Origin of the sequence: Nakamurella panacisegetis (genome assembly GCF_900104535.1) — a bacterium.
Lineage (GTDB): Bacteria > Actinomycetota > Actinomycetes > Mycobacteriales > Nakamurellaceae > Nakamurella > Nakamurella panacisegetis.
Genome location: NZ_LT629710.1, coordinates 4,309,809 through 4,335,038 on the forward strand (window position 1 = coordinate 4,309,809; position 25,230 = coordinate 4,335,038).

Annotated in this window: 22 protein-coding genes; 19 read left to right on the forward strand and 3 right to left on the reverse strand. The window is 70.2% G+C overall.

Annotation, left to right across the window (positions count from 1 at the left end; translation table 11 throughout):
* Positions 1–29: 29 nt before the first annotated feature.
* From BLS97_RS19385 to BLS97_RS19440, 12 genes are all read left to right on the forward strand, one after another.
* Positions 30–827 carry a phosphatase PAP2 family protein gene (locus BLS97_RS19385; protein WP_157695550.1) on the forward strand — a complete coding sequence of 266 codons (798 nt, stop codon included), beginning with the start codon at positions 30–32 and terminating at the stop codon, positions 825–827.
* On the forward strand, positions 827–1,690 hold the full coding sequence (locus tag BLS97_RS19390; protein ID WP_090479296.1) for a phosphatase PAP2 family protein: 864 nt from the start codon (positions 827–829) through the stop codon (positions 1,688–1,690). Before BLS97_RS19385 ends, BLS97_RS19390 begins: the two co-directional genes overlap by 1 nt.
* A gap of 494 nt (positions 1,691–2,184) precedes the next feature.
* Positions 2,185–2,709 carry a hypothetical protein gene (locus tag BLS97_RS19395; RefSeq protein WP_090479300.1) on the forward strand — a complete coding sequence of 175 codons (525 nt, stop codon included), beginning with the start codon at positions 2,185–2,187 and terminating at the stop codon, positions 2,707–2,709.
* A 113-nt stretch (positions 2,710–2,822) separates the two neighbouring features.
* Complete coding sequence (locus tag BLS97_RS19400; RefSeq protein WP_090479305.1) at positions 2,823–3,728, forward strand: dihydrodipicolinate synthase family protein; 906 nt, start codon at positions 2,823–2,825, stop codon at positions 3,726–3,728.
* Positions 3,725–5,209: an aldehyde dehydrogenase (NADP(+)) gene (locus BLS97_RS19405; RefSeq protein ID WP_090479309.1), complete on the forward strand. Its 1,485-nt coding sequence runs from the start codon at positions 3,725–3,727 to the stop codon at positions 5,207–5,209. The genes BLS97_RS19400 and BLS97_RS19405 overlap by 4 nt, the downstream gene beginning before the upstream one ends.
* Entirely contained in the window at positions 5,209–5,898 is a 690-nt protein-coding gene (locus BLS97_RS19410; RefSeq protein WP_090479312.1) for a GntR family transcriptional regulator, read from the forward strand. The genes BLS97_RS19405 and BLS97_RS19410 overlap by 1 nt, the downstream gene beginning before the upstream one ends.
* 2 nt (positions 5,899–5,900) lie before the next feature.
* On the forward strand, positions 5,901–6,845 hold the full coding sequence (locus BLS97_RS19415) for an ornithine cyclodeaminase family protein (protein ID WP_090479316.1): 945 nt from the start codon (positions 5,901–5,903) through the stop codon (positions 6,843–6,845).
* A complete protein-coding gene (locus tag BLS97_RS19420) occupies positions 6,842–8,014 on the forward strand; it encodes an NAD(P)/FAD-dependent oxidoreductase (RefSeq protein ID WP_197676278.1) in 1,173 nt (390 codons plus the stop codon). The genes BLS97_RS19415 and BLS97_RS19420 overlap by 4 nt, the downstream gene beginning before the upstream one ends.
* The gene (locus BLS97_RS19425; RefSeq protein ID WP_090479320.1) at positions 8,011–8,292 is read left to right on the forward strand and encodes a (2Fe-2S)-binding protein; all 282 of its coding nucleotides are present in this window, start codon (positions 8,011–8,013) and stop codon (positions 8,290–8,292) included. The genes BLS97_RS19420 and BLS97_RS19425 overlap by 4 nt, the downstream gene beginning before the upstream one ends.
* A complete protein-coding gene (locus BLS97_RS19430; RefSeq protein WP_090479323.1) occupies positions 8,273–9,763 on the forward strand; it encodes an FAD/NAD(P)-dependent oxidoreductase in 1,491 nt (496 codons plus the stop codon). Before BLS97_RS19425 ends, BLS97_RS19430 begins: the two co-directional genes overlap by 20 nt.
* Positions 9,763–10,764 (forward strand): proline racemase family protein, encoded by a 1,002-nt coding sequence (locus BLS97_RS19435; RefSeq protein WP_090479326.1) that lies wholly within the window; start codon positions 9,763–9,765, stop codon positions 10,762–10,764. The genes BLS97_RS19430 and BLS97_RS19435 overlap by 1 nt, the downstream gene beginning before the upstream one ends.
* 7 nt (positions 10,765–10,771) lie before the next feature.
* On the forward strand, positions 10,772–11,659 hold the full coding sequence (locus BLS97_RS19440) for an LLM class flavin-dependent oxidoreductase (protein WP_090479329.1): 888 nt from the start codon (positions 10,772–10,774) through the stop codon (positions 11,657–11,659).
* A gap of 68 nt (positions 11,660–11,727) precedes the next feature.
* On the opposite strand, the gene BLS97_RS19445 is transcribed toward BLS97_RS19440, so the two are convergent.
* The 3 genes from BLS97_RS19445 to BLS97_RS19455 are packed head-to-tail and all read right to left on the reverse strand — an operon-like array spanning position 11,728 to position 16,712.
* Positions 11,728–12,921: a metal-dependent hydrolase family protein gene (locus tag BLS97_RS19445; RefSeq protein ID WP_090479334.1), complete on the reverse strand. Its 1,194-nt coding sequence runs from the start codon at positions 12,919–12,921 to the stop codon at positions 11,728–11,730.
* Entirely contained in the window at positions 12,918–14,633 is a 1,716-nt protein-coding gene (locus BLS97_RS19450; RefSeq protein WP_090479337.1) for a hydantoinase B/oxoprolinase family protein, read from the reverse strand. Before BLS97_RS19450 ends, BLS97_RS19445 begins: the two co-directional genes overlap by 4 nt.
* 6 nt (positions 14,634–14,639) lie before the next feature.
* Positions 14,640–16,712, reverse strand: coding sequence for a hydantoinase/oxoprolinase family protein (locus BLS97_RS19455; protein WP_090482682.1), 2,073 nt, complete (start codon positions 16,710–16,712; stop codon positions 14,640–14,642).
* Between the two features lie 369 nt (positions 16,713–17,081).
* On the opposite strand from BLS97_RS19455, the gene BLS97_RS19460 reads away from it, so the two are divergent.
* The 7 genes from BLS97_RS19460 to BLS97_RS19485 all read left to right on the forward strand — a co-directional run bounded on the left by BLS97_RS19460 (position 17,082) and on the right by BLS97_RS19485 (position 25,196).
* The gene (locus BLS97_RS19460) at positions 17,082–17,387 is read left to right on the forward strand and encodes an antibiotic biosynthesis monooxygenase family protein (RefSeq protein ID WP_157695551.1); all 306 of its coding nucleotides are present in this window, start codon (positions 17,082–17,084) and stop codon (positions 17,385–17,387) included.
* A gap of 193 nt (positions 17,388–17,580) precedes the next feature.
* A complete protein-coding gene (locus BLS97_RS19465; protein ID WP_197676279.1) occupies positions 17,581–18,624 on the forward strand; it encodes a sugar ABC transporter substrate-binding protein in 1,044 nt (347 codons plus the stop codon).
* Between the two features lie 89 nt (positions 18,625–18,713).
* Positions 18,714–20,228 (forward strand): sugar ABC transporter ATP-binding protein, encoded by a 1,515-nt coding sequence (locus tag BLS97_RS19470; RefSeq protein WP_197676280.1) that lies wholly within the window; start codon positions 18,714–18,716, stop codon positions 20,226–20,228.
* Positions 20,225–21,220 carry an ABC transporter permease gene (locus BLS97_RS19475; RefSeq protein ID WP_090479352.1) on the forward strand — a complete coding sequence of 332 codons (996 nt, stop codon included), beginning with the start codon at positions 20,225–20,227 and terminating at the stop codon, positions 21,218–21,220. Before BLS97_RS19470 ends, BLS97_RS19475 begins: the two co-directional genes overlap by 4 nt.
* Positions 21,221–21,250: 30 nt before the next feature.
* Positions 21,251–22,561, forward strand: coding sequence for a hydantoinase/oxoprolinase family protein (locus BLS97_RS23050; protein ID WP_157695552.1), 1,311 nt, complete (start codon positions 21,251–21,253; stop codon positions 22,559–22,561).
* A complete protein-coding gene (locus BLS97_RS23055) occupies positions 22,558–23,679 on the forward strand; it encodes a DUF917 domain-containing protein (protein ID WP_157695553.1) in 1,122 nt (373 codons plus the stop codon). The genes BLS97_RS23050 and BLS97_RS23055 overlap by 4 nt, the downstream gene beginning before the upstream one ends.
* Positions 23,676–25,196, forward strand: a complete 1,521-nt coding sequence (locus BLS97_RS19485; RefSeq protein ID WP_090479355.1) for a PucR family transcriptional regulator — start codon at positions 23,676–23,678, stop codon at positions 25,194–25,196. The genes BLS97_RS23055 and BLS97_RS19485 overlap by 4 nt, the downstream gene beginning before the upstream one ends.
* The last annotated feature ends 34 nt before the right edge of the window (positions 25,197–25,230 follow it).

The following is a 25,230-nucleotide window of genomic DNA, read 5'->3' on the forward strand; positions in this document are numbered from 1 at the left end:
TTGTGCCGGACACACGGAGAGCACTGAAGTTGACGGCCGTCTACGTAGTGGTCGCGTACGTGGCGGTGACCCTCGTGTGGACCGGCCTCGGGCTGCTGCTGACCGGACCCCTCGCGCACACCGGGGTCGTACGCACCGACCACGACGTCCTGATCTGGTTCGTCCAGCACCGCACGGCAGCCGGCAACCAATGGACGAAGGTCGGATCCATGATGGGTCAGACCCTGGTCAAGGTCATCGTCGCCGTCGCGGCTACGGCAATCGCGCTGGCGGTGTACCGCCGGTGGCGGGAGCCGCTGCTGATCGCCGGCGCCATCGTGCTCGAGGGGTTCGCGTTCCTCACCATCACCCATCTGGTCGGCCGCCCGCGGCCGGACGTTCCGGCGCTGGATCCGGTCACGGTCATGAGCAGCTTCCCGTCCGGCCATACCGCTGCCGGCGCCGCGTACTCGGCGATCGCCGTGGTCCTGCTGGAGCGGTTCCGCGCCACCTGGGCCCGGATAGTCACGGTGGTCCTCGCCCTGACGGTGCCGGTACTGATCGGGCTGTCCCGGGTCTATCGAGGGGTGCACAACCCGACCGATGTGCTGGGCGGAGCCGCACTGGGTCTGGCCTGTGTGGCCATCATGTATCTGATCGTGAGGCACACATTCGGGCCGGGCGCAGGGCCAACCGAGCAAGCGGCAGCCATGCGGACCGAGCACCCGGTCAGGGGGCCCGCTCCGCGACGGGGCGACGGATCGGCTCAACGGTTGGACGCCCCGGTCGCGACCCGGCCCGGCGAGCCCGAGAGGGTCCAGCCCGGGAGCGCAGAGTCGGCGCTCTGATGCCCATCACCCTCGCCGTCTTCGCGGTCGCGCTGGTGGTCGCGGTGCTCATCTTCGCCGCGTCCTCGGTTCGCGGCCTGCCGGATCCGATCGATCCGGTCGGTGCCGAACGTGCCGTGGCCCGCCGGCTGGCGCGCCATCCGCGGGCTCGCCGGTTCCTACGGCAGCGCATGGATCGCCGGGCGGCGGGTGGGTTCGCATTGACCGTCGCTCTGGTCGTGGCCTTCGCGGCGGCGTTGGTCGTCGGGTTGGTGCTGGACATGGTCGACCGTCGCTGGGGTCTCGCCGGCTGGGACGACAACGTCGCCCAGTGGGGCGTGACCCACGCGACCTCGGGCACGGTGAGTCTCCTCAAGGTGGTGACCTACTTCGGGGAGACCTCGGTCGTCGTTCCGGCCATGCTGGCGGCCGGCGTCATCGACTTCCTCCGCCACCGTCGGCTTGACGTGTTCCTCTTCCTGGGGGCCGTGCTGGGCGGGGAGAAGCTGATCGCCAACGCCCTCAAGTCGATCGTGAACCGGGCCCGCCCGGATCTGGCCCAACTCGTCCCCTGGGATGGTCCGTCCTTTCCCTCCGGTCACGCCGCCGCCGCCGCGATGGCCTGGCCGGCCATCGCGCTGGTGCTCGGCCGGGGTCTGCCTCGGGTGGCCAGGTCCTTGCTGGCGGCTGCGGCCGGCCTCATCGCGGCCGCGGTCGCGACCAGCCGGGCCCTGCTCGGTGTGCATTGGCTGACCGACGTGATCGCGGGGTTGGTTCTCGGGTACGGGTGGTTCCTGTGCTGTGCGGTGGTGTTCGGCGGTCGAGCGCAGCGGCTGGGCGATCCGATCGAGGCCGCTTCCGTCGAACCGACCGGTCACCGCTGACCCGAAGCTCGCCTCGGCTGGGGCATTGGACCCCATGGGTAGACGACGAAAGTCCCTGGAGCCATCTTCGGTGGCGGCCGATGCTGGCAGCGAGCAGGGTTTATCCGGAGCGACGATGCAGGGCCGGTAGTCCCGACGGCCCGGGCGAGAGGTGGGTACACGTGAGACCCGACTACCAGCCCGGTCGGCCGGGTCCCTCGTACTCTCCGTACCCGCCGGGCCCACCGGACGGCTTCGCCTCCAACCCACCGGCGGGCGGCCAACCCCCATCCACAGGTGCCTTCACCTACAACCCACCGCCGGACAGCCAACCCCCATCCACAGGTGGCTTCACCTACAACCCACCGCCGGACAGCCAACCCCCATCCACAGGTGGCTTCACCTACAAGCCACCGCCGGACAGCCAACCCCCGCCGCCAGGTGGCGCGCTCCCCTCCGCACTGCCGGGCGGCCAACCCCCGCCGCGGCGGCCGTTCCTGTCGACCGCGAAGGGAATGTTGACCGTCATCGGGACGGTCGTGGCCATCGTGGGCACCGTCGTCACGACCTACCTGGCCCTCCACAATCGGCCGGCGCCGTACCGGCTCGCCGATTGGGCCCAGTCGGCCAATTCGGTCTGCGACTCCAAGCGGGCCCAGTTGGGCAACGACTTCAGCCAGGTGGATAACGCGACACAGGAGGCTCTGACTCAGCAGCCACCCGATATCGAGGCCGCGGCCCGACAGATGGAGGCAGCGCCCGATTACTACGCCGTGATCATCGGCGGGCTCCGGGCCATCAGAGTGCCGGACGAACGTCGCGCCGACATCGAGGCGGCGTTCCGATCGGCCGAGGAGCTCACCCGGCGCTATTACGCCCTCGCCGACCTGATCCGGCAGCTGAATCCGGACGATGTCACCGCGGAACCGTTGCGAACCCAACTGAGCGATGCATTCGACGCGGTCGATCAACAATGGTCGGCTCTGGCCGACGCCTGGCGCTCGCTGGGTGCCACCAGTTGCGCCATCGTCCCGCAGTAGCTGGGCCGAACCGCGGTCCCACGTCGTCCGGCCCGCCGGGCGAGGTTGCGTCGACTTCCCATAGGTAATATGTTACGTGCTACACACCGCCCTGCCCGAGGAGAATGCGTTCAATGACCGGTACCCCGACCCCCTGGCGCGGCGTCCACGTCGCCACCGCACTGCCCTTCAACGACGATCTGAGCGTCGACTACGACGCCTACGCCGAGCACGTGCAGTGGCTGGCCCAGAACGGCATCGATGGCGTCGCCGCCAACGGATCGCTCGGGGAGTACCAGACCCTGTCCGACGAGGAACGGGCTCGGGTCGTCGAGACCGCGGTTGCCGCCGCACCAGCCGGTTTCGGGATCATGCCGGGAGTCGCGGCCTACTCCAGCCATCAGGCCCTGCGGTGGGTCGAGCAGGCCGCGGAAGCCGGAGCGCAGTCGGTCCTGGCTCTGCCGCCGAACGTCTACAAGGCCGGACCGGAGGCCGTGGTGGAGCACTACCGGGTCCTGGCCCAGGTCGGGCTGCCGGTCGTCGCCTACAACAATCCCTTCGACACCAAGGTCGACCTGGTCCCCGAGTTGCTGGCCCAGCTGTTCCACGAAGGCCTGATCGTTGCCGTCAAGGAATTCTCCGGCGACGTCCGCCGTCCGTACGAGATCCGTGAGCTGGCCCCGGAACTCGACCTGATCATCGGCGCCGACGACGTGCTGCTGGAACTGGGGATCGCCGGCGCCGTCGGCTGGGTGGCCGGCTATCCGAACGCGCTCCCCCGCGATTGCCTCAAGCTCTACCGGCTCGCGATCTCCAGTGATCCGGCCGACTGGGCCGCTGCCGTTCCTCTCTACCGTGACCTGCACCCGTTGCTGCGCTGGGATTCTCGTCACGAGTTCGTCCAGGCGATCAAACTGTCCATGGATGTGGCCGGCCGCAAGGGTGGCGTCTGCCGACCGCCGCGGTCTCCGCTGGCTCCGGCGGCCGCCGCTCAGATCGTCAAGGAGACCGAAGCCGTGCTGGCCAAGGGTTACCGGTGACCGTCACCGGGTCGGCCCCGTCCGACACCGCCGGGTCGACGTCGGCGCCGGATGTCGACCGCGCGATCGCGGCCGCCGCAGCCAGTGCCTGGGCCAGGACGTCCGCCTCGGACCGCATCCACGCGCTGAACGCGGTGGCCGATGCGTTGACCGCCAACACGGACGAACTGGTCGAGATCGCCGTCACCGAAACGCACCTCGGAGACGCCCGGTTGCGCGGGGAGATCCAGCGCACCGCGTTCCAGCTCCGGTTGTTCGGGGCGGTCCTGGCCGAAGGTTCCTATCTGGACGCGCGGATCGATCACGCCGATCCGGGCTGGCCGATGGGCGCGCCGCGACCGGATCTGCGGCGGATGCTGCAGCCGCTGGGTCCGGTGCTGGTGTTCGCGGCCAGCAACTTCCCGTTCGCGTTCAGTGTCGCCGGCGGCGACACCGCTTCAGCTCTGGCCGCCGGATGCCCGGTCATCGTCAAGGCCCACCCAGGACATCCCGCCCTGTCGGTCCGCACCGCAGAAGTCGTCGTCGGTGCACTGGCCGACGTCGGCGCCCCGGTCGACGCGTTCGCCCTGATCATCGGAGACGAGGCCGGTCGCCAGGCCCTGACCGATCCACGGGTGAAGGCCGCGGCCTTCACCGGGTCGATCCGGGGCGGCCGAACGCTGTTCGATCTGGCCAACGGTCGCCGCGAGCCGATCCCGTTCTACGGCGAACTGGGCAGCGTGAACCCGGTCTTCGTCACGCAGTCGGCGGCCGCGATCCGGCCGGCGGACATCGCCGCCGGTCTGGTCACCTCGTTCACCTTGGGCGCCGGGCAGTTCTGCACCAAGCCAGGCGTTGTGTTCCTGCCCGGGCACGGCGCCCTGCTCGACGCCCTCGGGCACGCCGACCTGCCGCCGGCGGCGACCCTGCTCAACCCGCGCATCGAGAGTCACTACCGCGAGGTGCTCGAGCAACTGTCCACCCACGAGCAGGTCGAGATACTCACATCGGGAGCGGTCGACACCGCACCGGCGCCGACGGTGCTGCGGACCACCGTCGACGCCCTGCTGAGCGATCCCGAGACCCTGCTGACCGAGTGCTTCGGCCCGACCGTGCTGTTGGTCACCTACCGCACGGATGCCGACATGCTCGCGGCGGCCGAGATTCTCGACGGCCAACTCACCGCCACGGTGCACGGCGAGCCCGACGACGCCGTGGTGCCGGACCTAATGGCCGTACTGACCACCAAGGCCGGACGGCTGCTGTGGAACCAGTGGCCCACCGGGGTCAGCGTCACCCACGCCCAGCAGCACGGCGGCCCGTACCCGGCCACCACCGCCCCCACCACCACCTCAGTGGGCACCGCGGCCATCAACCGGTTCCTGCGACCGGTGGCCTACCAAGGGTTTCCGGTCGAGCTACTGCCCACGGCCCTGGACGACGCGAACACCCTGGGCATCCCGCGCCGGATCGATGGCCAACTCCGGCTCGGGGACAGTTGATGCACGACCTCGGCGGCCGCATCGAGCAGTCCAGTCTCAAGGACAAGGTGCTCGCCATCCTGCGGAAGAACCTCATCACCGGCGACCTGGTCGAGGGCGAGCTGTACTCGGCCGCCGCGATCGCGAGCGAGCTGGGCGTGTCCACCAGCCCGGTGCGTGAGGCATTGCTGACCCTGGTCGACCAGGGTGTGATGGAAGCGGTCCGCAACCGTGGGTACCGGGTGCTGCCGCTGGGCGAGAGCGACCGTCAGGAGATCTATCAGATGCGGTCGCTCCTGGAGATCCCCAGCATGGTGTCCCTGGCCGGGCATCCGGCCGTGCTGGCCCGGGAAGCTGAGTTCCGGGCCAAGGCCGACGACATCGTCGAGGCCGTGGCGGCCGGGGACATGGTCGCCTACCTGGAGGCGGACCTGGCCTTTCACCTCGACCTGCTGCGCATCCTGGGCAACGAGCGCCTGACGGCCACCGTGAAGTCGTTGCGCGATCAGACCCGGCAACTGAAATTGGCGGCCCAGCTGGGCAGCGCCGAACTCACCCGTACGGCCCGGTCGCACCTGCTCCTGCTCGACGCAATGGTGGCCGGCGACGCGGAAGGACTGCAGCACTTGATGGTCGATCACCTGGAGCACATTCGTACGGACTGGGGATCGGCCACGACCGACGCCCCGTCAACACAGGCCGCGTCCTGACCATGACCGCTCTGCCCTACCTGGACTCACCCACCCTGCACTCGCTGCTGTCCTGGCCGGTGGCCGTGCAGGCCCTGGCCGATGCCCTGCGCGCCGGTCTCGATCCGGCGAAGTCGATGGCACGCAGCGTACTTCGGGCCGGTGCCGGTGAGCTTCTCCTGATGCCGGCCGAGTCACCCGAGGCGGTCGGCGTCAAGATCCTGGGCATCGCGCCGGAGAATCCGACTGCCGGCCTCCCCCGCATCCAGGGCCTGTACCTGCTGCTGGACGCGGCGACGCTGACCCCGAAGATGCTGATCGACGGAGCGGCCCTCACGTCCCTGCGGACCCCGGCCGTGTCGGCGCTGGCGATCTCGCGACTGGCCGCGCCGGATGCCGCGGTGCTCACCGTGTTCGGGACGGGACCCCAGGCGGCAGCTCACGTCCACGCCATCGGCAGCATCAGGGCCCTGTCCGCGGTCCGGATCATCGGCCGCGACCCGGACCGCACCCTTGGCCTGGTCGACGCGCTGCGGGCGGCCGGGGTTCCGGCCGGGATCGGTACCGCACACTCGTTGCGGGACAGCGACATCGTGCTGTGTGCCACCACCGCGTCGACTCCGCTGTTCCATGGTGACCAGCTACCGGCACGGGCCTGCGTGGTGGCCATCGGATCGCACCAGAGCACCCTGCGTGAACTCGACGACGACGTCTTCCGCCGGGCCTCCACCGTGGTGGTCGAGGACAAAGCGACGGCACTCCGCGAGGCCGGTGACGTGATCATGGCCGTGGCCGCCGGTGCCTTGGCGGCGCAGGATCTGCTCGGCCTGGCCGAGATTCTCGACGAATCGGGGGTACCGGGGATCTCGGTCTTCAAGAGCGTCGGCATGGGCTGGCAGGATCTGGCCGTCGCCCAGGCGGCGCAGACCGCCTGGGCTGCCGCGTCCACCCCGGGTGGTGCCCATTGACCACCGCGACCACGGATGTCGTCATCATCGGGGCCGGGATGGTCGGTGCCGCCTGCGCGTTCTTCTGCTCGGCGGCCGGACTGTCGGTCACGATGATCGAGCGCGGGCCGATCGGCGGCGGTACCACCGCCTCCTGCGAGGGCAACATCCTGTTGTCCGACAAGGAACCCGGGCCCGAACTGGACCTGGCCCTGCTGTCGTCCCGGCTGTGGTCGGAGGTCGCGCAGGAGGTGGGCGCGGACAAGTTCGAGTACCAGCGCAAGGGAGGGGTGGTGGTCGCCCTGACCACCGACAGCGCCACCGCTCTGCGTGACCTCGCGGCGCAGCAGCGGGCGGCCGGGATCGAATCGGTCGACCTCGACGCCGCGTCGCTGCGGGAACTGGAACCCAACGTCAGTGCAGCGGCCGTCGGCGGGGCGTTCTACCCGCAGGACAGCCAGGTCCAGCCGATGCTGGCCACCGCGCAGCTGGTCCGGTACGCCCGGGACCGAGGGGTCCGGGTGGTACCCGGGACATCGGTCACCGGTGTGACGCGAGGACGGGACGGGGCGGTCACCGGTGTGCGGACCGACTCGCCGACCCTGCCCCAGCTGTCGGCGAAGTGGGTGATCAACGCCGCCGGGACCTGGGCCGACCGGATCGCCGAGATGGCCGGCGCCACGATCCCGGTACTCCCCCGCCGCGGCTTCATCCTGGTCACCGAGCCGCTGCCCCGAGTGGTGCGGCACAAGGTCTACACCGCCGACTACGTGGCCAATGTGGCCAGCAGCGACGCCGGGCTGGAGACATCGGTCGTGGTGGAGGGAACGCAGAGCGGATCGGTGTTGATCGGGGCCAGCCGGGAGCGCGTCGGGTTCGACCGGACCATATCGCTTCCGGTGATCCGGCAGCTGGCCGCGCAGGCGGTGGAGGTCTTCCCCTTCCTGGCCCGGGTCAACCTGCTCCGCACCTACCTCGGATTCCGGCCGTACTGCCCCGACCACCTACCGGTCATCGGCCCGGATCCACGGGCCCCGGGCCTGATCCAGGCGACCGGGCACGAAGGGGCGGGCATCGGCCTCTCCATGGCGACCGGCCGCCTGATCGCCCAGGTGATCACCGGGGCCGAACCCGAGATGTCGCTGGATCCGTTCCGCCCCAACAGGTTTCCGGAGGCCGTAGAGCTATGACCCCGCCGCCGTTCGACTTTTCCTTCGACGGCCGCCCGATTCCGGCCACGCCCGGACAGTCCGTCGGCGCGGCCCTGGTCGCCGCCGGGTACCGGTCCTGGCGCACCACCAGGATCGGCGGCGCCCCCCGCGGCATCTTCTGCGGCATCGGGATCTGTTTCGATTGCCTGGTGACGGTCAACGACGTGCCCAACAGACGGGCCTGTCTGGTCGAGGTCCAGCCCGACGACCGCATCAGCAGCCAGTCCGGAGCCGGTCATGCCGACCTCACCTGCTGACGCCGAGGCGTCCGGTCCGTTCGACGTCGCGGTGCTGGGCGGCGGCCCGGCCGGAATGGCTGCGGCCGGGGCCGCCGCTCGGGCCGGGGCCCGGGTGGCCCTGATCGATGCCGCCGCCCGCACCGGCGGCCAGTACTGGCGGCACCGCGCCGACGACGACGGCTCCCACCACACCGGATGGCCGACGTACCAACGGCTGTCGCGACAACTGCACGAGTACCAGGCACTGGTCCGGCACCTGCCGGGCCAACAGGTCTGGCAGGTGGAGACGTTGCCGGACGGCACGTTCCGGGTCAACACCAGGGCCGACTCCGGGCTGCGCACCCTGCTGGCCCGCCGGGTCGTGGTGGCCACCGGTGCCTACGACCGTCAGCTGCCCTTCCCCGGGTGGACCCTTCCCGGCGTGTTCACCGCCGGTGCGGCCCAGGCACTCGTGAAGGGTCACGGGGTGCGGCCCGGCTCCCGGATCGCGGTCGCGGGCACCGGTCCGTTCCTGCTGGCCGTCGCCGCGGGGCTGGCCGAGGCCGGTGCCCGGGTGGTCGGTGTCTTCGAGGCGGGCGGGGCGCCGACCGCCTTCGCCCGGCACCCGTTGGCCGTTCTGGGGAATCCGGCCAAGCTGGCCGAGGGCGCGCACTACGCCAGGATCCTGGCCCGCCACCGGATCCCGTACCGGCTGCACACGGCTGTGGTGGCGGCGCACGGCGACGGCGACGTCACCGGGGTGCGGGTCGCGCGGCTGGACCGCGCATGGGAGGTCGTCGCGGGCACCGAACGAACCCTTGAGGTCGACACCCTCGCCGTCGGTTACGGTTTCACGCCGCAGCTGGAACTCGCGGTGCAGCTGGGCTGCCGGACCAGGGTGGACCAGGACGGCAGCCTGGTGGCCGACGTCGACGACCGGCAACGCAGCAGCCGTCCCGGCGTGTTCCTGGCCGGAGAGGCCACCGGCATCGGCGGCGCGGCCCTGGCCGTCGTCGAGGGCAAGATCGCCGGACGGGAAGCCGCCGCAGACCTGGGTTTCGCCGCTGCGACCGACCTGACTCGCTTGCGCCGCCGGCGGACCGCCCAACGCCGGTTCGCCGCCGCGCTGGCCCTGGCCTATCCGGTACGGCCGGGCTGGATGAGCTGGTCCGACCGGAACACCATCGTGTGCCGCTGCGAAGAGGTCACCCGAGGCACCATCGACGACGCCGTGACCCACCTCGGCGCCGGCGACTCCAGGGCGGTCAAGCTCTACGCGCGGCCGGGCATGGGCCTGTGCCAGGGCCGCGTCTGCGGCTACGCCACCAGTTGCCTGGTCGCCCACGCGGCCGGCGGTACCCCCAGTACCTCCGATCTGCAGGGCGTGGCCGGGCGGCCCATCGCCGCCCCGATCACCCTCGGAGAGCTTGCGGCGCAACACCATCGTCGGTCCGATCCCGCACCCGAATCCGCACGTGAATCCGAACCCGAGAAGAAGGACAGCCACTGATGCGCACCAGCCGAGTGTTCCACTCCGTGGACTCGCACACCGAAGGCATGCCGACCCGGGTCATCACCGGTGGAGTCGGCACCATCCCCGGGGCCACGATGTTCGAGCGGCGGGCGTACTTCCTGGAGCATCTGGATCATCTGCGCGAACTGCTGATGAACGAACCTCGTGGCCACGCCGCCATGAGCGGCGCCATCCTGCAGCCTCCGACCCGCCCGGACGCCGACTTCGGCGTGCTCTACATCGAGGTGTCCGGGTGCCTGCCGATGTGCGGACACGGCACCATCGGGGTGGCGACCGTGCTGGTCGAGACGGGCATGGTGCCGGTCGTCGAGCCGGTCACGACCATCCGGTTGGACACTCCGGCCGGTCTGGTGATCGCCGAGGTCCAGGTACGTGACGGCGCCGCCGAATCGGTGACCCTGACGAATGTTCCGTCGTTCGTACTGGGCCTTGATCGCACGGTGGAGGTCGCTCCGTTCGGAAAGGTGCGGTACGACATGGCCTTCGGCGGCAACTTCTACGCCATCGTCGATCTGGCCGACCTGGGGATCGAGTTCGACCGGGGGAACAAGGACGAGATGCTCGCGGCCGGGCTGTCGATCATGGCCGCGATCGACGAGCAGGACCGGCCGGTGCACCCGGGCAATCCCGAGATCGGCGGCTGCCATCACGTCTACCTGGCCGCGCCCGGCTCGGACGCCAAACACTCGCGGCACGCCATGGCCATCTACCCGGGGTGGTTCGACCGCTCCCCGTGCGGCACCGGGACCAGCGCCCGGATGGCCCAGCTGCACGCCCGCGGGCAGCTGGAGCTGCACACCGACTTCGACAACGAATCGTTCATCGGTACGCACTTCATCGGTCGACTGGTCGAGCAGGGCGAACTGAACGGCATCCCGACCGTCACCCCGACGATCACCGGCCGGGCCTGGGTGACCGGCACCGCACAGTACATGTTGGACCCGCGGGACCCGTTCCCGCGCGGATTCGTGCTGTAGTCAACGCATGACCACCACCCCCGCCCTGTCCGCTATCGTGCTGCCGGACCGGCATCCACCGGCCGAGTTCCTGGCCGACGTGCGCGACGCCGAACGCGCCGGCGTGCGCACCGTCTGGACCTACGACCATCTGACCTGGCCGCTGCTGCGCGACAACCCTTGGTACGGAAGTGTTCCGCTCCTGGCCGCGGCGGCCGTGACGACCCAGACGGTCCGGTTGGGCATCCAGGTGGCGACGCCCAACTTCCGGCACCCGGTTCCGTTCGCCAAGGAACTGATGACCCTTGACCAGCTGACCGGCGGTCGCCTGGAGATCGGGCTGGGCGCGGGGACGGAGGGCCCGGACGCCGCCGTTCTCGGCGACCCGCCACGCAGCCGCCGGGAACGAACCGATCGGTTCGTCGAGTGGATCGGCCTGCTGGACCGGCTGCTGCGTGACCCGGTGACGACCGTCCGCGGCGAGCGGTTCTCCGCCGTCGACGCGCTCCAGCTTCCCGGATGCGTGCAACAACCACGGGTGCCGTTCACGGTGGCCGCGGCCGGACCCCGCGCGTTCGCGTTGGTCGCCGAGCACGGCGCGGCCTGGGTGACCTACGGCCCGTACGGCGGCCAGGTGGAGGAGCCGGACTGGTTCCAGGCCCTGGCGGATCAGAGTCGGCGTCTGACCGAGGCGTTGGCCGCGGCCGGCCGATCCGCCGGCTCGGTCCGGCGGATCGCGCAGTTCGGCGTCGACCAGGCCTGGCCGTTCGCCAGCGGGGATCGTTACGCCGAGTGCGTGGACCACCTCGGCCGGCTCGGATTCGACGAGGTGTCGGTGCACTGGCCGCGCCCCGACGGTCTCGGCGTGCCGCGGAGCGCACTCCCGGCCGTCCTCGCCACCCATGGCCTGAGCTGACCGGCGTTCCGGGGTCGCCGGGCACCAAACTCGGGTCAGCTCAGGCCGTTGAGTCCGCGAGCCCGGGGTCAGGTCAGGATGGTGCCGCCCTGGATGACGGTGCGGTGTTCGGGACCGGCCCAGAGCACGGACGGCTGGTCCATGACGTTGGCGTCCACGACCAGCAGATCGGCGACGCAACCTTCCTGGACCCGCCCGAGGTCACGACGGCGGATCAGATCGGCGTTGACCGAGGTGGCCGACTGCAGGGCCAGGAAGACTCCGTCCACCTCGACCTGGACCCGCAGGCCGTTGAGTTGTTCGTCCTCCAGCGGCCCCATCAGGTCGGTGCCGAAGCCGACCCGCACACCGGCACCGCGGGCCAGTTCCACGGCCTTGCGACCGGCCTCGAGCACCTCGCTGTTCTTCTGCCGGGAGACCGCGGCCATGCCCAGGTCGCCGCCCCGGCGCTCCATCGCCTCGTAGGTGACCAGGGTCGGCACCAGGAAGGCCCCCGTCGCCGCCATGGCCGCGGCGGTCTCGGCGTCCAGCAGGTTTCCGTGCTCGATGGTCCGGACGCCGTTGTCGATGGAGTGCCGGATCGCCTCGGGCGAATACGCATGCGCCGCAACGTAACTTCCCCGTCGGCCGGCCTCGGCGGTGACTACCTGGATCTCCTCGGCCGAGTACTGGGGGATCCGGATCGGGTCGGTCAACGACACCACGCCGCCGGAGGTCATGATCTTGATGGCGTGCGCTCCGCGGCGGAACCGATCCCGGACCGCCCGGCGCAGCGGATCGACGCCGTCGACCACCTCACAGGTGTGCGCGGCGCACCCGCAGACGTCACTGTCCGGGCCCCGCGCATCGCCGTGCCCGCCGGTCTGGCTGAGGGCGGCCCCCAGCCACAGGTAGCGGGGTGAGGGAATCAGACCCTCGGCGATGGCCCGGGCCAGTCCGGCGTCGCCGCCGGACGGATCGCGCAGGGTGGTGAAGCCGCGGGCCAGGGACGCCGCCAGCCGCCGGGCCCCGGCCAGCGCGACGTAGCTCAATGGCAACGACTCCAGCGCCAGCATGTTCAGATCGATGCCGTAGGCGTGGCAGTGGGCATCGATCAGGCCCGGGAGCACCGTGCCGCCGCGGGCGTCCAGGACCCGGTCGGCGGGCCGGACCGGCCCGCCGACCGAGGCGATGCGACCGTCGACCACATGCACCGGGCCGTCGATCAGTTCACTGGAGACACCGTCGAAGACCAGCCCGTTGACGATGGAGAGGGTGCTCACCGGCGCGCCGCCCGACTCGCCGCCGTGGCCAGGTTGTCGACCGCGAAACTCGAGGGATCCACCACCACACCGTAGTCACGTTCCGCCGCCAGCACCGAGACGAACCCGTTGCGCACGTCGCGGGCCACCCGGGCCGGTTCCCGGAGCAGCGGGTTTCCGTAGCCCCCGCCGCCACCGGTGTTGTTGACCAGGACTTCGCCCGCCCCCATGTGGTTGTAGCTGCCGCCCTGCCGCACCTCCCGGTCCGTGCCGGGGTTGAGGATCACGTGGTTGTTGTCGCCCTCCAGGCCGCCGCCGATGGCCCACGGCTTGGTCTTGGTCTTGTACACCAGGCAGATCCCGATGGACGGCGCGGTGAACCGGTACACCCGGCCCACACCGACGCCACCGCGGTTCAGCCCGGCCCCGGCGCTGTCCGGCCGGTATCCGTAGGACTCGATGAACATCGGCGACTTGGTCTCCAGCACCTCCACCGGGTTGTTCCGGCATCCGGGTTCGCTCAGGTGCATGATGCCGTCGGAACCGTCACCGCCGGCGTGCCCGCCGAACCCGACCGCCTCGTTGGTCGCCTCCAGCCAGGACTCCCCGTTGCGGGGGTTCACCCCCAGGCCCATCATCGAGCAGACGTCACCGCCGGAGCAGGCCGGCACCAGGTCCGGCATCCCCTTGGCCAGCGCCTTGAGGACGACCTCGCCGCCGATGAGGGCCGTCCACAGGGTGAAGGTGGGCATGGGCGGAACCGCGTGCATCACCGAACCCGGCTCGGTGATCACCCGCAGCGGCCGGAAGTTGCCGGCCACCACCGACGTGTCCGGCGTGGTCAGTGATTTGAAGATCAGGCTGCAGAACGCCTCGGTCTGCCCGACCGGCAGGTTGATCGGGCCACGGACATCACGCTCGCTGCCCGTCCAGTCGATGATCATCTCGGTGTCGGTGACGGTGACGGTGACGTTCATCTTCACCAGGCGATCGAGGTCGATACCGTCGGAGTCCACGAAGTCGTGAGCGGTCCAGGTGCCCTTGGGCAACTTGGCCAGGGCCAGCCGGGCCAGACGCTCACCGTGGTCGTTGATCGCCTCCATCGCCTGCACCAGGGTCGAGGTGCCGTACTTGGCCGCGATCTCCTGAGTACGCCGGACCCCCGTGATGCAGGCCGACACCTGGGCCTGGAGATCGCCGATGGTCCGCTCGGGCAGCCGGGAGTTGTACCGCACGATGTTGAAGATGTCCTCGTTCGGCTGACCCTCGCGGTACAGCTTGCTGGCCGGGAAGAACAGCCCTTCCTGGTACATGTCGGTGGAGTCGAGCACGTAGCCGGGGTCCTTCTGCTTCAGATCCAGGACGTGGATCCGGCAGGAGGCGAAGGCGATGATCTCCCCGTCGACGTGGACCGGCGCGAAGACCAGCGGGTCGAGTGTGTGGGCGGAGGACCAGTACGGGTAGTTCAGCAGGAAGACGTCGCCGGGCAACATCTTCGCCTTGCCCAGGAAGTTGATCGCCTCCTTGATGCCGTGGTCGTTGCCGCGGGTGAACACGGCGATACCGGGGGCATCGGCCACGACGTCGCCGGCCGCGTCGTGGATCCCGATCCCGTAGTCGTGGATCTCGTAGACGACGGTGTTGTAGGCGGTCCGACACAGATTGCGGGCCATTTCGTCGGCGCCGGCGAGGAGGCCGTGCCGGATGATCTCGGTGGTGATGGCATCGCTCATGGTGGTTCAGGCCTTCCCAGCCGGTTCGGAGACGGTGGACGATTGCGCGACGGTGATGACCAGCTCGCCGTACTCACCGACCCGCAGGTGATCGCCGACGTGCATGACGGTGGTCGCGGTGTGCTCGGAAATGACGGCCGGCCCGGCGATCTCGTCGCCACCCAGCAGATCCTCCCGGGAGTACAGCGCATACGAAACGGCCGGATCCTCGGGCGAGAGGTAGACCGCCCGTGCTCCCGCGGCCAGTGGACCACCCGATGTCCGCACGGCCACCTTGGGCAGGGTGGGCTTGTCCACCAGACCGGTGGCCCGCAGCCGCATCGTGGTCAGTTCGATCGGGTCGTCCATCCCGTGTCCGTACTGGCGCTCGTGCAGCTGCGTGAACTCCTTCTCGATCCAGGCGGCCACCTGCGCGGCCGGGACCTCCGGCAGCGGAACGGTGACGGTGTGCTCCTGACCGCTGTACCGCACGTCGACACTGCGCAGGAGCACCTGACCGGCGGGCTCGAAGCCCTCGTCCGTGAGGACGGCCCGGGCCTGCTCGGTCATCGGACCGTAGCCGGCGTCCAGCAGCGACGTGTCCAGGTCGGCCAACGCGACCACCGCCGTCCGCGAGAAGTCGTGCTGTACATCGGCCATCAGCATGCCGAAGGCGGAGAACGCGCCCTGGCCGGGCGGCACCACGACGGTGCCGATCCCGAGTTCGCGGGCGACGTCGAGCGCCACCAGGCCCCCACCGCCACCGAACGAGAGCAGGGCGAAGTCCTTCGGGTCGCGGCCGACCTCGACCGTGATGGCCCGGACGGCACCCATGATCTTCGTGGTCGAGATCCGGACGATGCCGCGAGCCAGCTGCAACGGCTCCATCTCCAGCTGTGACGCGAGCGGCGCGATGGCGCCGATGGCCAGATCGGCGTCCAGGGTGAGCCGACCACCCAGCGGCGTTCCGGCCCCCATGTAGCCGACGGCCAGCGCCGCATCGGTGAACGTGGCGGCGGTCCCGCCTCGCCCGTAGGAGGCCGGCCCCGGGGCCGCACCGGCACTCTGGGGACCGACCTGGAGCGCTCCGGCGTCGTCGAGCCAGGCGATGGAGCCGCCACCGGCACCGATGGTGTGGATGTACAGCGAGGGCGTGTTGATCGGCAGTGACTCGAACTCGGCGCCCTGATGCAGCACCGGCTCGTTGTCCACGATCAACGACGCGTCCAGGCTGGTCCCACCCATGTCGATGGTGATCAGATTGGGCTGGCCGATCAGCCGGGCGAAGGCGGCGGCGCCGATCACGCCGCCGGCCGGGCCGGAGAGGATGAGGCTGACCGGCTGCTCGCGAGCGGCCAGGGCGGTCATCGCCCCACCGCCGGACCTGGTCATCAGGAAGCGCCCGGCGAAGCCGCCGTCGGCCAGCCGGTCCTGCAGCGCGGTGAGATACCGCCGGACGATGGGTTTGACGTAGGCATCCAGCACGGCGGTGCTGGTGCGCTCGTACTCGCGGTACTCCCGCGACAGCTCGTGCGAGAGCGAGACCACTACGTCCGGAGCTACTTCGGCCAGGATCTCCCGCATCTGCAACTCGTGGGCCGGATTGGCGTAGGAGTGCAGGAAGGCGACGGCCACCGAGTCGTAGCCACGCTCGGCCACCGTCGCGGCCACCTGGCGCGCCGCCTGGACGTCCAGAGGTCGGTGCACGGAGCCGTCGAACAGGCTCCTTTCCGGGACCTCGAACGTGTCGTACCGCTCGAGCAGGGCGGTCGGCGGCCGATAGGTCAGGTTGTACATCGGACGGCGGTCGGTCCGTCCGAGCAGGTAGACGTCTCGAAATCCGAGGGTGCCGATCACCGCCATCCGCGCACCGTTGCGGGTGAGCAGGGCGTTGAGGCCAAGGGTGGTGCCGTGGGTGAACATGGTCACCTCGTCCAGCGCCGCCTTGGTCACCCCGAATGCGGCGAGTACTCCGGTGGTGGGCTCCTCGGGGGTGGTCGGCACCTTGTCGAAGGTGATCTCCCCGGTATCCGACGAGAGTTCCACGACGTCGGTGAACGTGCCGCCGACATCGATGGCGATCCGGCTGGTGCGATTCATCGCTGACAGGCCTTCCTGATTGTCCAATCACGTGATCAGAGTCGACACAAGGAGGAAAGCCGTTGTGCCGCATCAATGATCGAGAGCAGTTGAAAGCGCTTGCCCGAAGCGCGCCGAATGTCGGCAGAACATCCCGACCGGTTGGCACGGCGGGGAATGGAGCACACCGTGACACACGTTTTCCGGGGCTGTCAACCGGCATCGGGCCCGGCCCGGCGGCCACGGAGTGACCCGGCCGCCGCTCCTCCGAGCCAGCAGGTCGGCCTGCGCACAGCCGCACCGGCAAGCAGTGTGCTCGGCGCACATGGATCGACGCGGGCGGCAGGTCAGCATTTGCCCACTCGATGACCTCACCCTCCGGGAGTGCATGTGATCCGCAGCCTTCTCACCCTCCGCGCCGCAGCCGGCAAAGCCCAGGCGCTGGAGGACTTCTACGCGGAGCAAGGGGTCCTCGAGCGGGCCCGTGAGTTCGACGGTTGCCGCGAGGCGGTACTGCTGCGATCCGTCGACGACGCAGGTTCGACCCACCTGGTGACCGCCGACTGGGACTCGGCGGCCGACTACCAGCGATGGATCGACGATCCATGGCGATCCGTTGTGTCCCAACAGCTTGTCGCACTGCTGGACATCGGGCCGGACGAACCTGTCGTTGGCAGACTGTACGAGTTCGTCTGAACTTCCACCCGAATCGGGCCGCCCAGCCCATCCAGTTACCCGCCCACCCACCGGCCAAGGAGTGACCCGCGTGAACCGAACCACAAAATTGATGGCGGTAGGTACTGCCGCCCTGGCACTGACGCTCAGCGCTTGCGGCTCCTCAAGCTCGACCGCAACGTCCAGCTCGTCGAGCTCGTCCAGCAGCTCTGTCGTGTCCAGCGCCGCCGGGGCCCCGGTGTCCTCTGCGTCCTCGGCCGCACCGTCGGGCGCAGCGGGCAGTTCCGGTGCGATGACCAGTGCCGTGTCCAGCGCGGTGGCCGGCTCCTCGGCCGCGACGTCGGTCGACGAATCCAAGAAGCTGCGGATCGGATTCTTCGGATTCGCCAAGGCCAACTCGTTCGCCCAGGCCGCCTGGGCCGGAGTCCAGTCCTATGCGAACGCCCACAATGCGTCATCGGAGTTCCTGGATTCCAACTTCGACGGGCCGACCCAGGTCAACCAGCTCCAGGACGCCGTCACCTCGAAGCGATTCGACGTCGTGATCATCCAGGCCAATGACGGGACGGCCATCGCCACCCCGGTCAAGCAGGCCCTGGCCGCCGGCATCACCGTCGTCATCGAATTCACACCGGTCGGTGGCAAGTTCGACACCATCGAACCGCAGATCCCGGGCACCATCAACATCATCGATCCGCCGACGGTCAACGGTGTCGGCCTGGCCAAGCTGGCCCTGCAGGCCTGCAAGGCGGGCGGTCACGCCACCGACTGCAAGGTCGCCTACCTCCAGGGCTTCGCCAACTACCCGCTCGACGGCGCCCGCACCGACGCCGCAGTGGCCGCGCTCAAGGCCGGCGGCGCCGCGAAGGTCGTCTCCAACCTGGTCGGCGGCTACACCCCGGACGCCGGCCGGACCGCGATGCAGAACCTGCTGCAGTCCAACCCGGACATCAACGTGGTGGTCGGCTCCTCACAGGCCCTCGAGGGTGCCACACCGCTGGCCAAGGGCAAGAACATCCAGTTCGTCGGCAACGGCGGTTCGACCCAGGCCTTCGCCTTTGTCGAGGCCGGTACCTGGTTCGGCACCTACGATGTGCCGGAGAAGAAGGAGGGCGCGAAGGCGGCCGAGCTCGGGCTGCTCAAGGCCCGCGGCGGCAACCCGCCGGTGGCGTCGAACGCCTGCACCGTGCTGACCACGTTCGAATGCCTCGGAACCAAGGCCACGCTGGCCGGACTGACCGCGGACTACTCCGACTGATCGGCGAGAGATCGCCCCGGGGTGGGTATCGGCCGTCCCGATACCCACCCCGGTCATCGTCTGTCCAACCAACGGCAGGAGCGGAAAACTTGAACGCGTCCGGCACGCGATCCCCCGAGATCTCCATCCGCGGGATCGGGAAGAGCTACAGCGGTGTCACTGTCCTGCACGACATCGATCTCGACATCGCACCCGGCGAGGTCCACGGCCTGGTGGGCGAGAACGGCGCCGGCAAGAGCACGCTGCTCAAGATCCTCGGCGGTGCGGTTCGCGCCGACCAGGGCACGGTGCAGTTCGACGGTGAACGGGTCCAACTGGGGCGGCCGCGCGACGCCATCGCCCATGGGGTCAGCCTGATCTCGCAGGAGGGAACGCTGGTGCCGGCCCGACCGGTGCTGGAGAACGTCTTCCTCGCCCGGTGGTCGCAGCGCGGTGGGTTCCGGCAGAGCCACCTCGATCGTCAGCGGTACGACGAGCTGATCGGGATCACCGGCTTCGACATCGACCCCGCGGCTCGTGTCGACACGCTGCCCAACGGCGTCCAGCAACAGGTGGAGATCCTCCGGTCGCTGGCCCGCGGGGCGCGCGTACTGGCTCTCGACGAGCCGACCGCCGTGCTGGCCGAGCACGAGAAGGAGAACCTGCTCGCGCTGATCCGGCGTCTGGCCGCCAGCGGCACCACCATCATTTTGGTCTCCCATTTCCTGGACGAGGTGCTCGGCGTGGCCGACCGCATCACGGTGCTGCGGGACGGCGCGCTGGTGGCCACCGGCCCCTCCGCCGGTCAGACCCCGCGCAGCCTGGTGCAACAGATGGTCGGTCGCGAGATCGATGTGCTGTACCCGGAACCGGCGCCGGTGGCCGACTCCGCACCGGTGGTGCTCGCCGCCCGCGGCCTGTCCCGGGGCCCGGTCCACGACATCGACCTGCAGGTGCGGGCGGGCGAGATCCTCGGTATCGCCGGGCTGGTCGGCAGCGGGAGGACCGAGACCCTGCGCATGCTCTTCGGTGCCGACCGTCCGACCGCCGGCACCGTGGAGATGGACGGCAAGAACCTCGGTCGGCCGACCCCGCGCCGCAGCATGACCGCCGGGATAGCGCTGGTGCCGGAGTCACGCAAGGAGCAGGGCCTGGTGATGGTCAGGTCGGTGCGGGAGAACATGGCCCTCGCATCGCTGGCCTCCCGCCGCACCGGCCCGTTCGTCCGGCTGCCGGCCGAGCGGGCGGCGGTGGCCAAGATGTCGGCCTCGGTCGACGTCCGCGCGGCCAGGGCCGACGCCACCATCGACACCCTGTCGGGCGGCAACCAGCAGAAGGCATTGTTCGGGAAGTGGTTGCTGCGCTCGCCGCGCGCACTGCTGATCGATGAACCGACCCGCGGCGTCGACGTCGCGGCCAAGAGCCAGATCCACCGACTGATCGTCGATCTCGCCGCGCAGGGCATGGCCGTCATCTGCGTGTCCTCCGAGATCGAGGAACTGCTCGGCCTGTCGCATCGGGTGATGGTGATGCGGCACGGACGGGCGGTGGCCGAGTTCCCACGGGGCACACCCCGCGAAGTCCTCATCGCCGCAGCCTTCGGAGACCAAGGAGAACCAGCGTGACCGTCCAGTCCACCACCGAAGAGACGACGTCGGCCCGGCCCGACGTGGCCCTGCGCCGGGGAGTCCGGCTCCGCGACTACGGCATCGTCATCGCCCTGGTCGCAATCGTCGTCGCCCTCTCGCTGAGCACCGACACCTTCTTCAGCAAGGCCAACGCGATCAACGTGCTCGACCAGTGCGCGGTCGTCGGCCTGCTGGCCGCAGGCGCGACCGTCTGCATCCTGGCCGGAGTGTTCGACCTGACCGCCAGTGCCTCGCTCGCCCTCTCGTCCATCATCGGGGTACAGGTCGTCCGGATGACCTCCGTGACGCTCGGCTTCGCCACCTCGGTCCTGGTCGGCGCGGCGATCGGCTGGATCACCGGCATGATCGTGGTCCGCAGCGGCGTCAACTCGTTCATCGCCACCCTGGCCACCAGCATCATCTATCGCGGGCTGGCCGTGATCCTCACCTCAGGGGCGATCGTCTACCCACTGGCAACGCAGACCGATGCCTTCTCCGTCTTCACCACCGGCTCGATCTTCGGTCTGACCTGGGCCACCATCGTCTTCGCGGTCGTCGTGGTGATCATCGGCGTGACCGTGGCGTTCACCACCTTCGGGCGGCGTCTGTACGCCGTCGGCGGCAACATCGAAGCGGCCCGGCTCTCGGGTATCCGGGTCGGCTCGGTCCAGGTGTCGGCCTACGTCATCAGCGGCATCTGCTCGGCCCTGGCCGGCCTGATCCTGTGTTCACGAGCCGGTTCGGCCCAGTCGAGCATGGCCACCGGGATCGAACTGACCGCGATCGCGGCGGCCGTCATCGGCGGGACGAGCATCCTCGGTGGTGAAGGTGCGATCTGGCGGGGTGTGGTCGGAGCCTTCCTGCTCACGCTGATCGGGAACGGTTTCAACCTCCTGGGCTGGAACACCACCTATCAGCAGGTGGTGCAGGGTGCGCTGATCCTGTTCGCGGTGACCGTCGACCGTCTGCTGCGCAAACGGAACCGGTGACCGGCGATCGGGCACGCTAATGTCGAGGGCATGCCTTCCCGGGCCGGCGGCCCTGCCTATGCGGGGATCAGCCTGCAGCTGGGCCGATCCCACGCAGTGGTGCTGCGCGACGAACAGGTCGTGAGCGTCGGTTCGGTACCCGACGGTCCCGGTGACGCCCCCGAACTGGTCGGGAGGATCGTCGAGGTGGCCGGCGTCGCGCTGGAGGCGGTCACCATCGACCTCTCGCAGGTGCTGCTCGACGCCGTCCTGCACGGTGACATGGAACTGCCTCACGTGGCGGTGGTCCGGATCGTGCCCGTGCCGGCCACCGATCCGGCCCTGGCCAGCTCGCCCGCCCGCCTGGTGGAACAGCTGATCGCGCACCGGTTCAGCGTGGCCGGCGGCCACGATCTGCTCGGCCACGAACTCTGCCCGCTGGACCGCGCCGGCCTGGCCCTGATCGCGGCCCGGCTGGCCGAGGTCGGCCTGCGTGACGTCGCCATCGTCGGGGCCGGGTCGCAGGCCAGCCCGCTGCACGAGCGGGAGGCGGCGAACGTGATCCAGGCCATGGTGCCGCAGGCCAGGATCTCCGTGGCGAGTGACTTCGGAGGGCAGGGACTGGTGGCCAGGGAAGCGACCGCGGCTCTGGACTGCGCTCTCGGCCCGCTCACCGAGCTGCTGCTCTCCCGATGGGAGAAGGTGCTGTCCCGGTGCGCGCCCGGGGTGCCGCTGCGGGTGGCCCGTGGGGACGGCGGGTACAGCACGTCGTCGCGGGTCCGCGCGCTGCCCGTGGTGGCACTCGGCGCATCCGACGCCATCCAGGTCGCCGGCGCGGCACATCTGGCCGGCCGCACGGACTGCCGCGTCCTGCTCCCCCGTCCCTCCGGCCAGGTCGCGGGGGACGTCCGGAACGGGTTGGTGGCCATCCGGTCGGGACAGCTGGCGGGCTTCGGCGTCGAACTCGTCGTTCCGACCGCCGTGCTCACCCCCGACCCGGGCGACGCCTCCCAGGACGGGCTCGGCCGGTTGACCGACGTGCCGGTGATCCGGGCCGGGCGCGACCCGGTGGAGCTGGCCTGCGTGGGGGCGGCGGTCGGCCGACCGTCCTCGTGGCTGGACGAGTTCGCGTTCATCGAATCGGCCGACGAACTGGATCGGGTGCGCGAGGAGGCGCAGGAACGGGCCAACGCCATCGTCGTGGCCAACGGGGCCGCGCCCGGCACCGCCTGCGTGGCCGAGGTCTCGACCGTCGCCGTGCCGTACAGCCCGCCCGGCACGGTCCGGATCCGGGTCAGGGTCACCGGGGCGCCGGACACCGACCCGCGACGGGTCGAGGTCTACGACCGGATGGCGCCGTGAGCGCGGCCGAGGTTCGACCGTCGGGGTACGTGGGGGCGATCGCGTCGATCTCGTCCGAGGACGTGCCCGCCCTGTTCGAGGGGGCGAAGTTCTACTCGCCGGCGGTGGGCGATGCGAACAAGTCGTCCCTGACGTCCTGGCTGATCGGTCTGCTCGACCGCAACGGTCCGGTGTCGTTGCGTCGACCCGAGGTGATGGCCCGCAGCACCCCCTGCGTCTCGTTGTGCGTGATCGGATCCGGGTCGGCGATGGCCGATCTACCGCCGTCCGGCAACGAGTTCGCCATGGCCGTCCGGCAGATCGAGCGGGTCACCCACACCCGGTTCGGTGCCATCTATCCGCTCGCGGCGGCGACGGTGAGCGCCCTCGTCCCGGTGGTGGCGGCCTCCCAGCTCGGTGTGCCCCTGATCGACGCCGACGGCATGGGCCGGACCTTCGCGCTGATCCACCACACGTCCATGCACCTGGCCGGCGTCTCGGCGACCCCCCTGGTCGCCCAGGGACCGACCGGCGAGAGCGTGTTGGTGCAGACGCCGGCCGGCCCGCGGGCCGACCGGCTCCTGCGCGGAAACGTGGACGCGCTCGGCGGCTGGGCCGCGCTGGCGGCCTATCCGACCACCGTCGGGGTGCTCCGCACCGCGGCGCTGCCCGGCACCATCTCGCGGTTGATCAACGTGGGTCGCGTCCTGTTGCAGTACACCGACCCCGACCAGCTGCTGGTGCGGCTGGCCGCCATCATCGGGTGCCGCCGGATCGCTCGGGGCCGCATCGTGGAACTCGAGCACCTGTCCCGGCCGACCGACTGGACCATCCCGGCGCACCCGTCCAGCCTGGTGGTGCAGGAGATCGGCGGCCTCGGACGGCAGCTGCGCATCGAGTTGCGCAGTGAGATCGTCGCCGTGTTCGCCGACGGCGAGCTGGTGGCGGCGGCGCCGGACCTGCTCTGCCTGTTCGACGCGTCTCGGGGCGTGCTGGCCACCCTGGACAGCCTCGAGCCGGGCGATCTGGTCGATGTACTGGCCACCCCGGCCGACGCGATCTGGTACTCCCCGGAGGGCATGGCGATGGTCGGCCTGGCCTCCCACGGGATTCCGCTGCCGCACCCGAGGCGACGATGAGCCCGCGTCCGTCGACCCTGCCTCTGATGCTGGCCGACCTGCTGCGGATCGAGCCGTTGGCCTCGGCCACCGTCCTGCACCTGGCCGGTCCAACCCGGACCGTGTCGCAGGTCGTGCTGGCCGAGACGTTCGACCGGTTGCGCCGCACTCCCCCGCATTCGCTGGTCGTGTTGCACGCCGAGGCCGCGACGGGCGGGTGGTCACTCGCCGCGGCTCTGCACCTGGCCTGGGAGCGCAACTTCGCCGGGGTCGTCGTCACGTCCGCGGTGGCCGGCGCCTCCAGTGCGGCGCTGGCCACGCGGCTCAACATGTCCCTGCTGCTGATCGACACCGACCCGGTCGACGTCGCGCTGCAACTGGCCGGGCAGATCAGCGCCCCGGCCGCCGCCCGCGCCCTGCGTCAGGCATTGTGCGCGGAGAAGCTGACCGAGCAGACCAGCATCCGGGGGGTGCTCAGCGTCCTGAACGCCGAGTTGGGCAGCACCCCGGTGGCCCTGGTGGCCGGTGACGCGGTGCTGGCCGGGCGGGCCGGCGCGACGCATGAGCGGCCCGACGTGGTGCAGGTGACGGTACCGGTCAACGGACCGGGGGAACCGTGGGCCACCCTGGTCGCCGGAGTGCCGGTGAATGCCTCGGTCCCGGTGCCACAGGTCGAGGCCCTGCTCAAGCTGGCCCGGCCGTCACTGCTGGCCGCCTGGGCCCAGACCCGGCTGAACTCGGCCACCCACGCCGCGCAGGAGGCGGCCGCTTTCGGGATGCTGCGCCGGCTGGCCGGTACCGCGGTCCTCCCCGCCCCCGAGGTCGAGGCCGAGGTCGAGACTCCTTCGTGGAGCACCGATCTCGGCTGGCAGGTGGAGGGCATGAACCGGGCCGTCTGGATCGCTCCGCTGCGTTCGGTCGGACCCCCTCCGGAGGAGCTCACCCACCTCGTCCGGTCGGCCTGGCAGCGCGGCCGCCCGACCTGGCCGCTGATCGCCGAGGACGACGGCTGGATCTCCTGGCAGAGCAGTTCCGATCCGGCCGACGTCGCCCCGCTGCGCAAGGCTCTCTCCAGCTTCTCCGGCTCGGCCGACACCTTCGCCCTGGCCGTCGGGGTCGGCCGCGCCCATCCGGGCGTGGCCGGATTGATGCGGTCCGTGGCCGAGGCCCGGCTGGCCGCACACGTCGCCCGGCAGTCCGGACGTCAGGAGGTGCAGTGGTTCGAGGGGGTCGGCGCGCCGGCCGCGCTGGCCTGGCTCCCGACGGTTGAGATCGCCAAGGTCGCCGACCTGTGCCTGGGTGATCTGATGGCCGCGCACGATCGGGTCGCCCTGGTGGACACGGCGCTGGCCGTGATGGATTGCGGTGGCTCGCTGGTCGAGGCCTCCCATCGTCTGGGGGTGCACCGCAACACCGTGCTGGCCCGGATCATGCGGGCCAAGCAACTCGGCCTGGTCTTCGACGATCCGAGCCAGCGCCTCGCGCTGCACGTCCTCTGTTACGCGCTGGCCGCTCTGCACGCGTCCGATTCCCGCTAGGGCCGGGGCCCGCACCCACGGTGCGGGTGCAGGC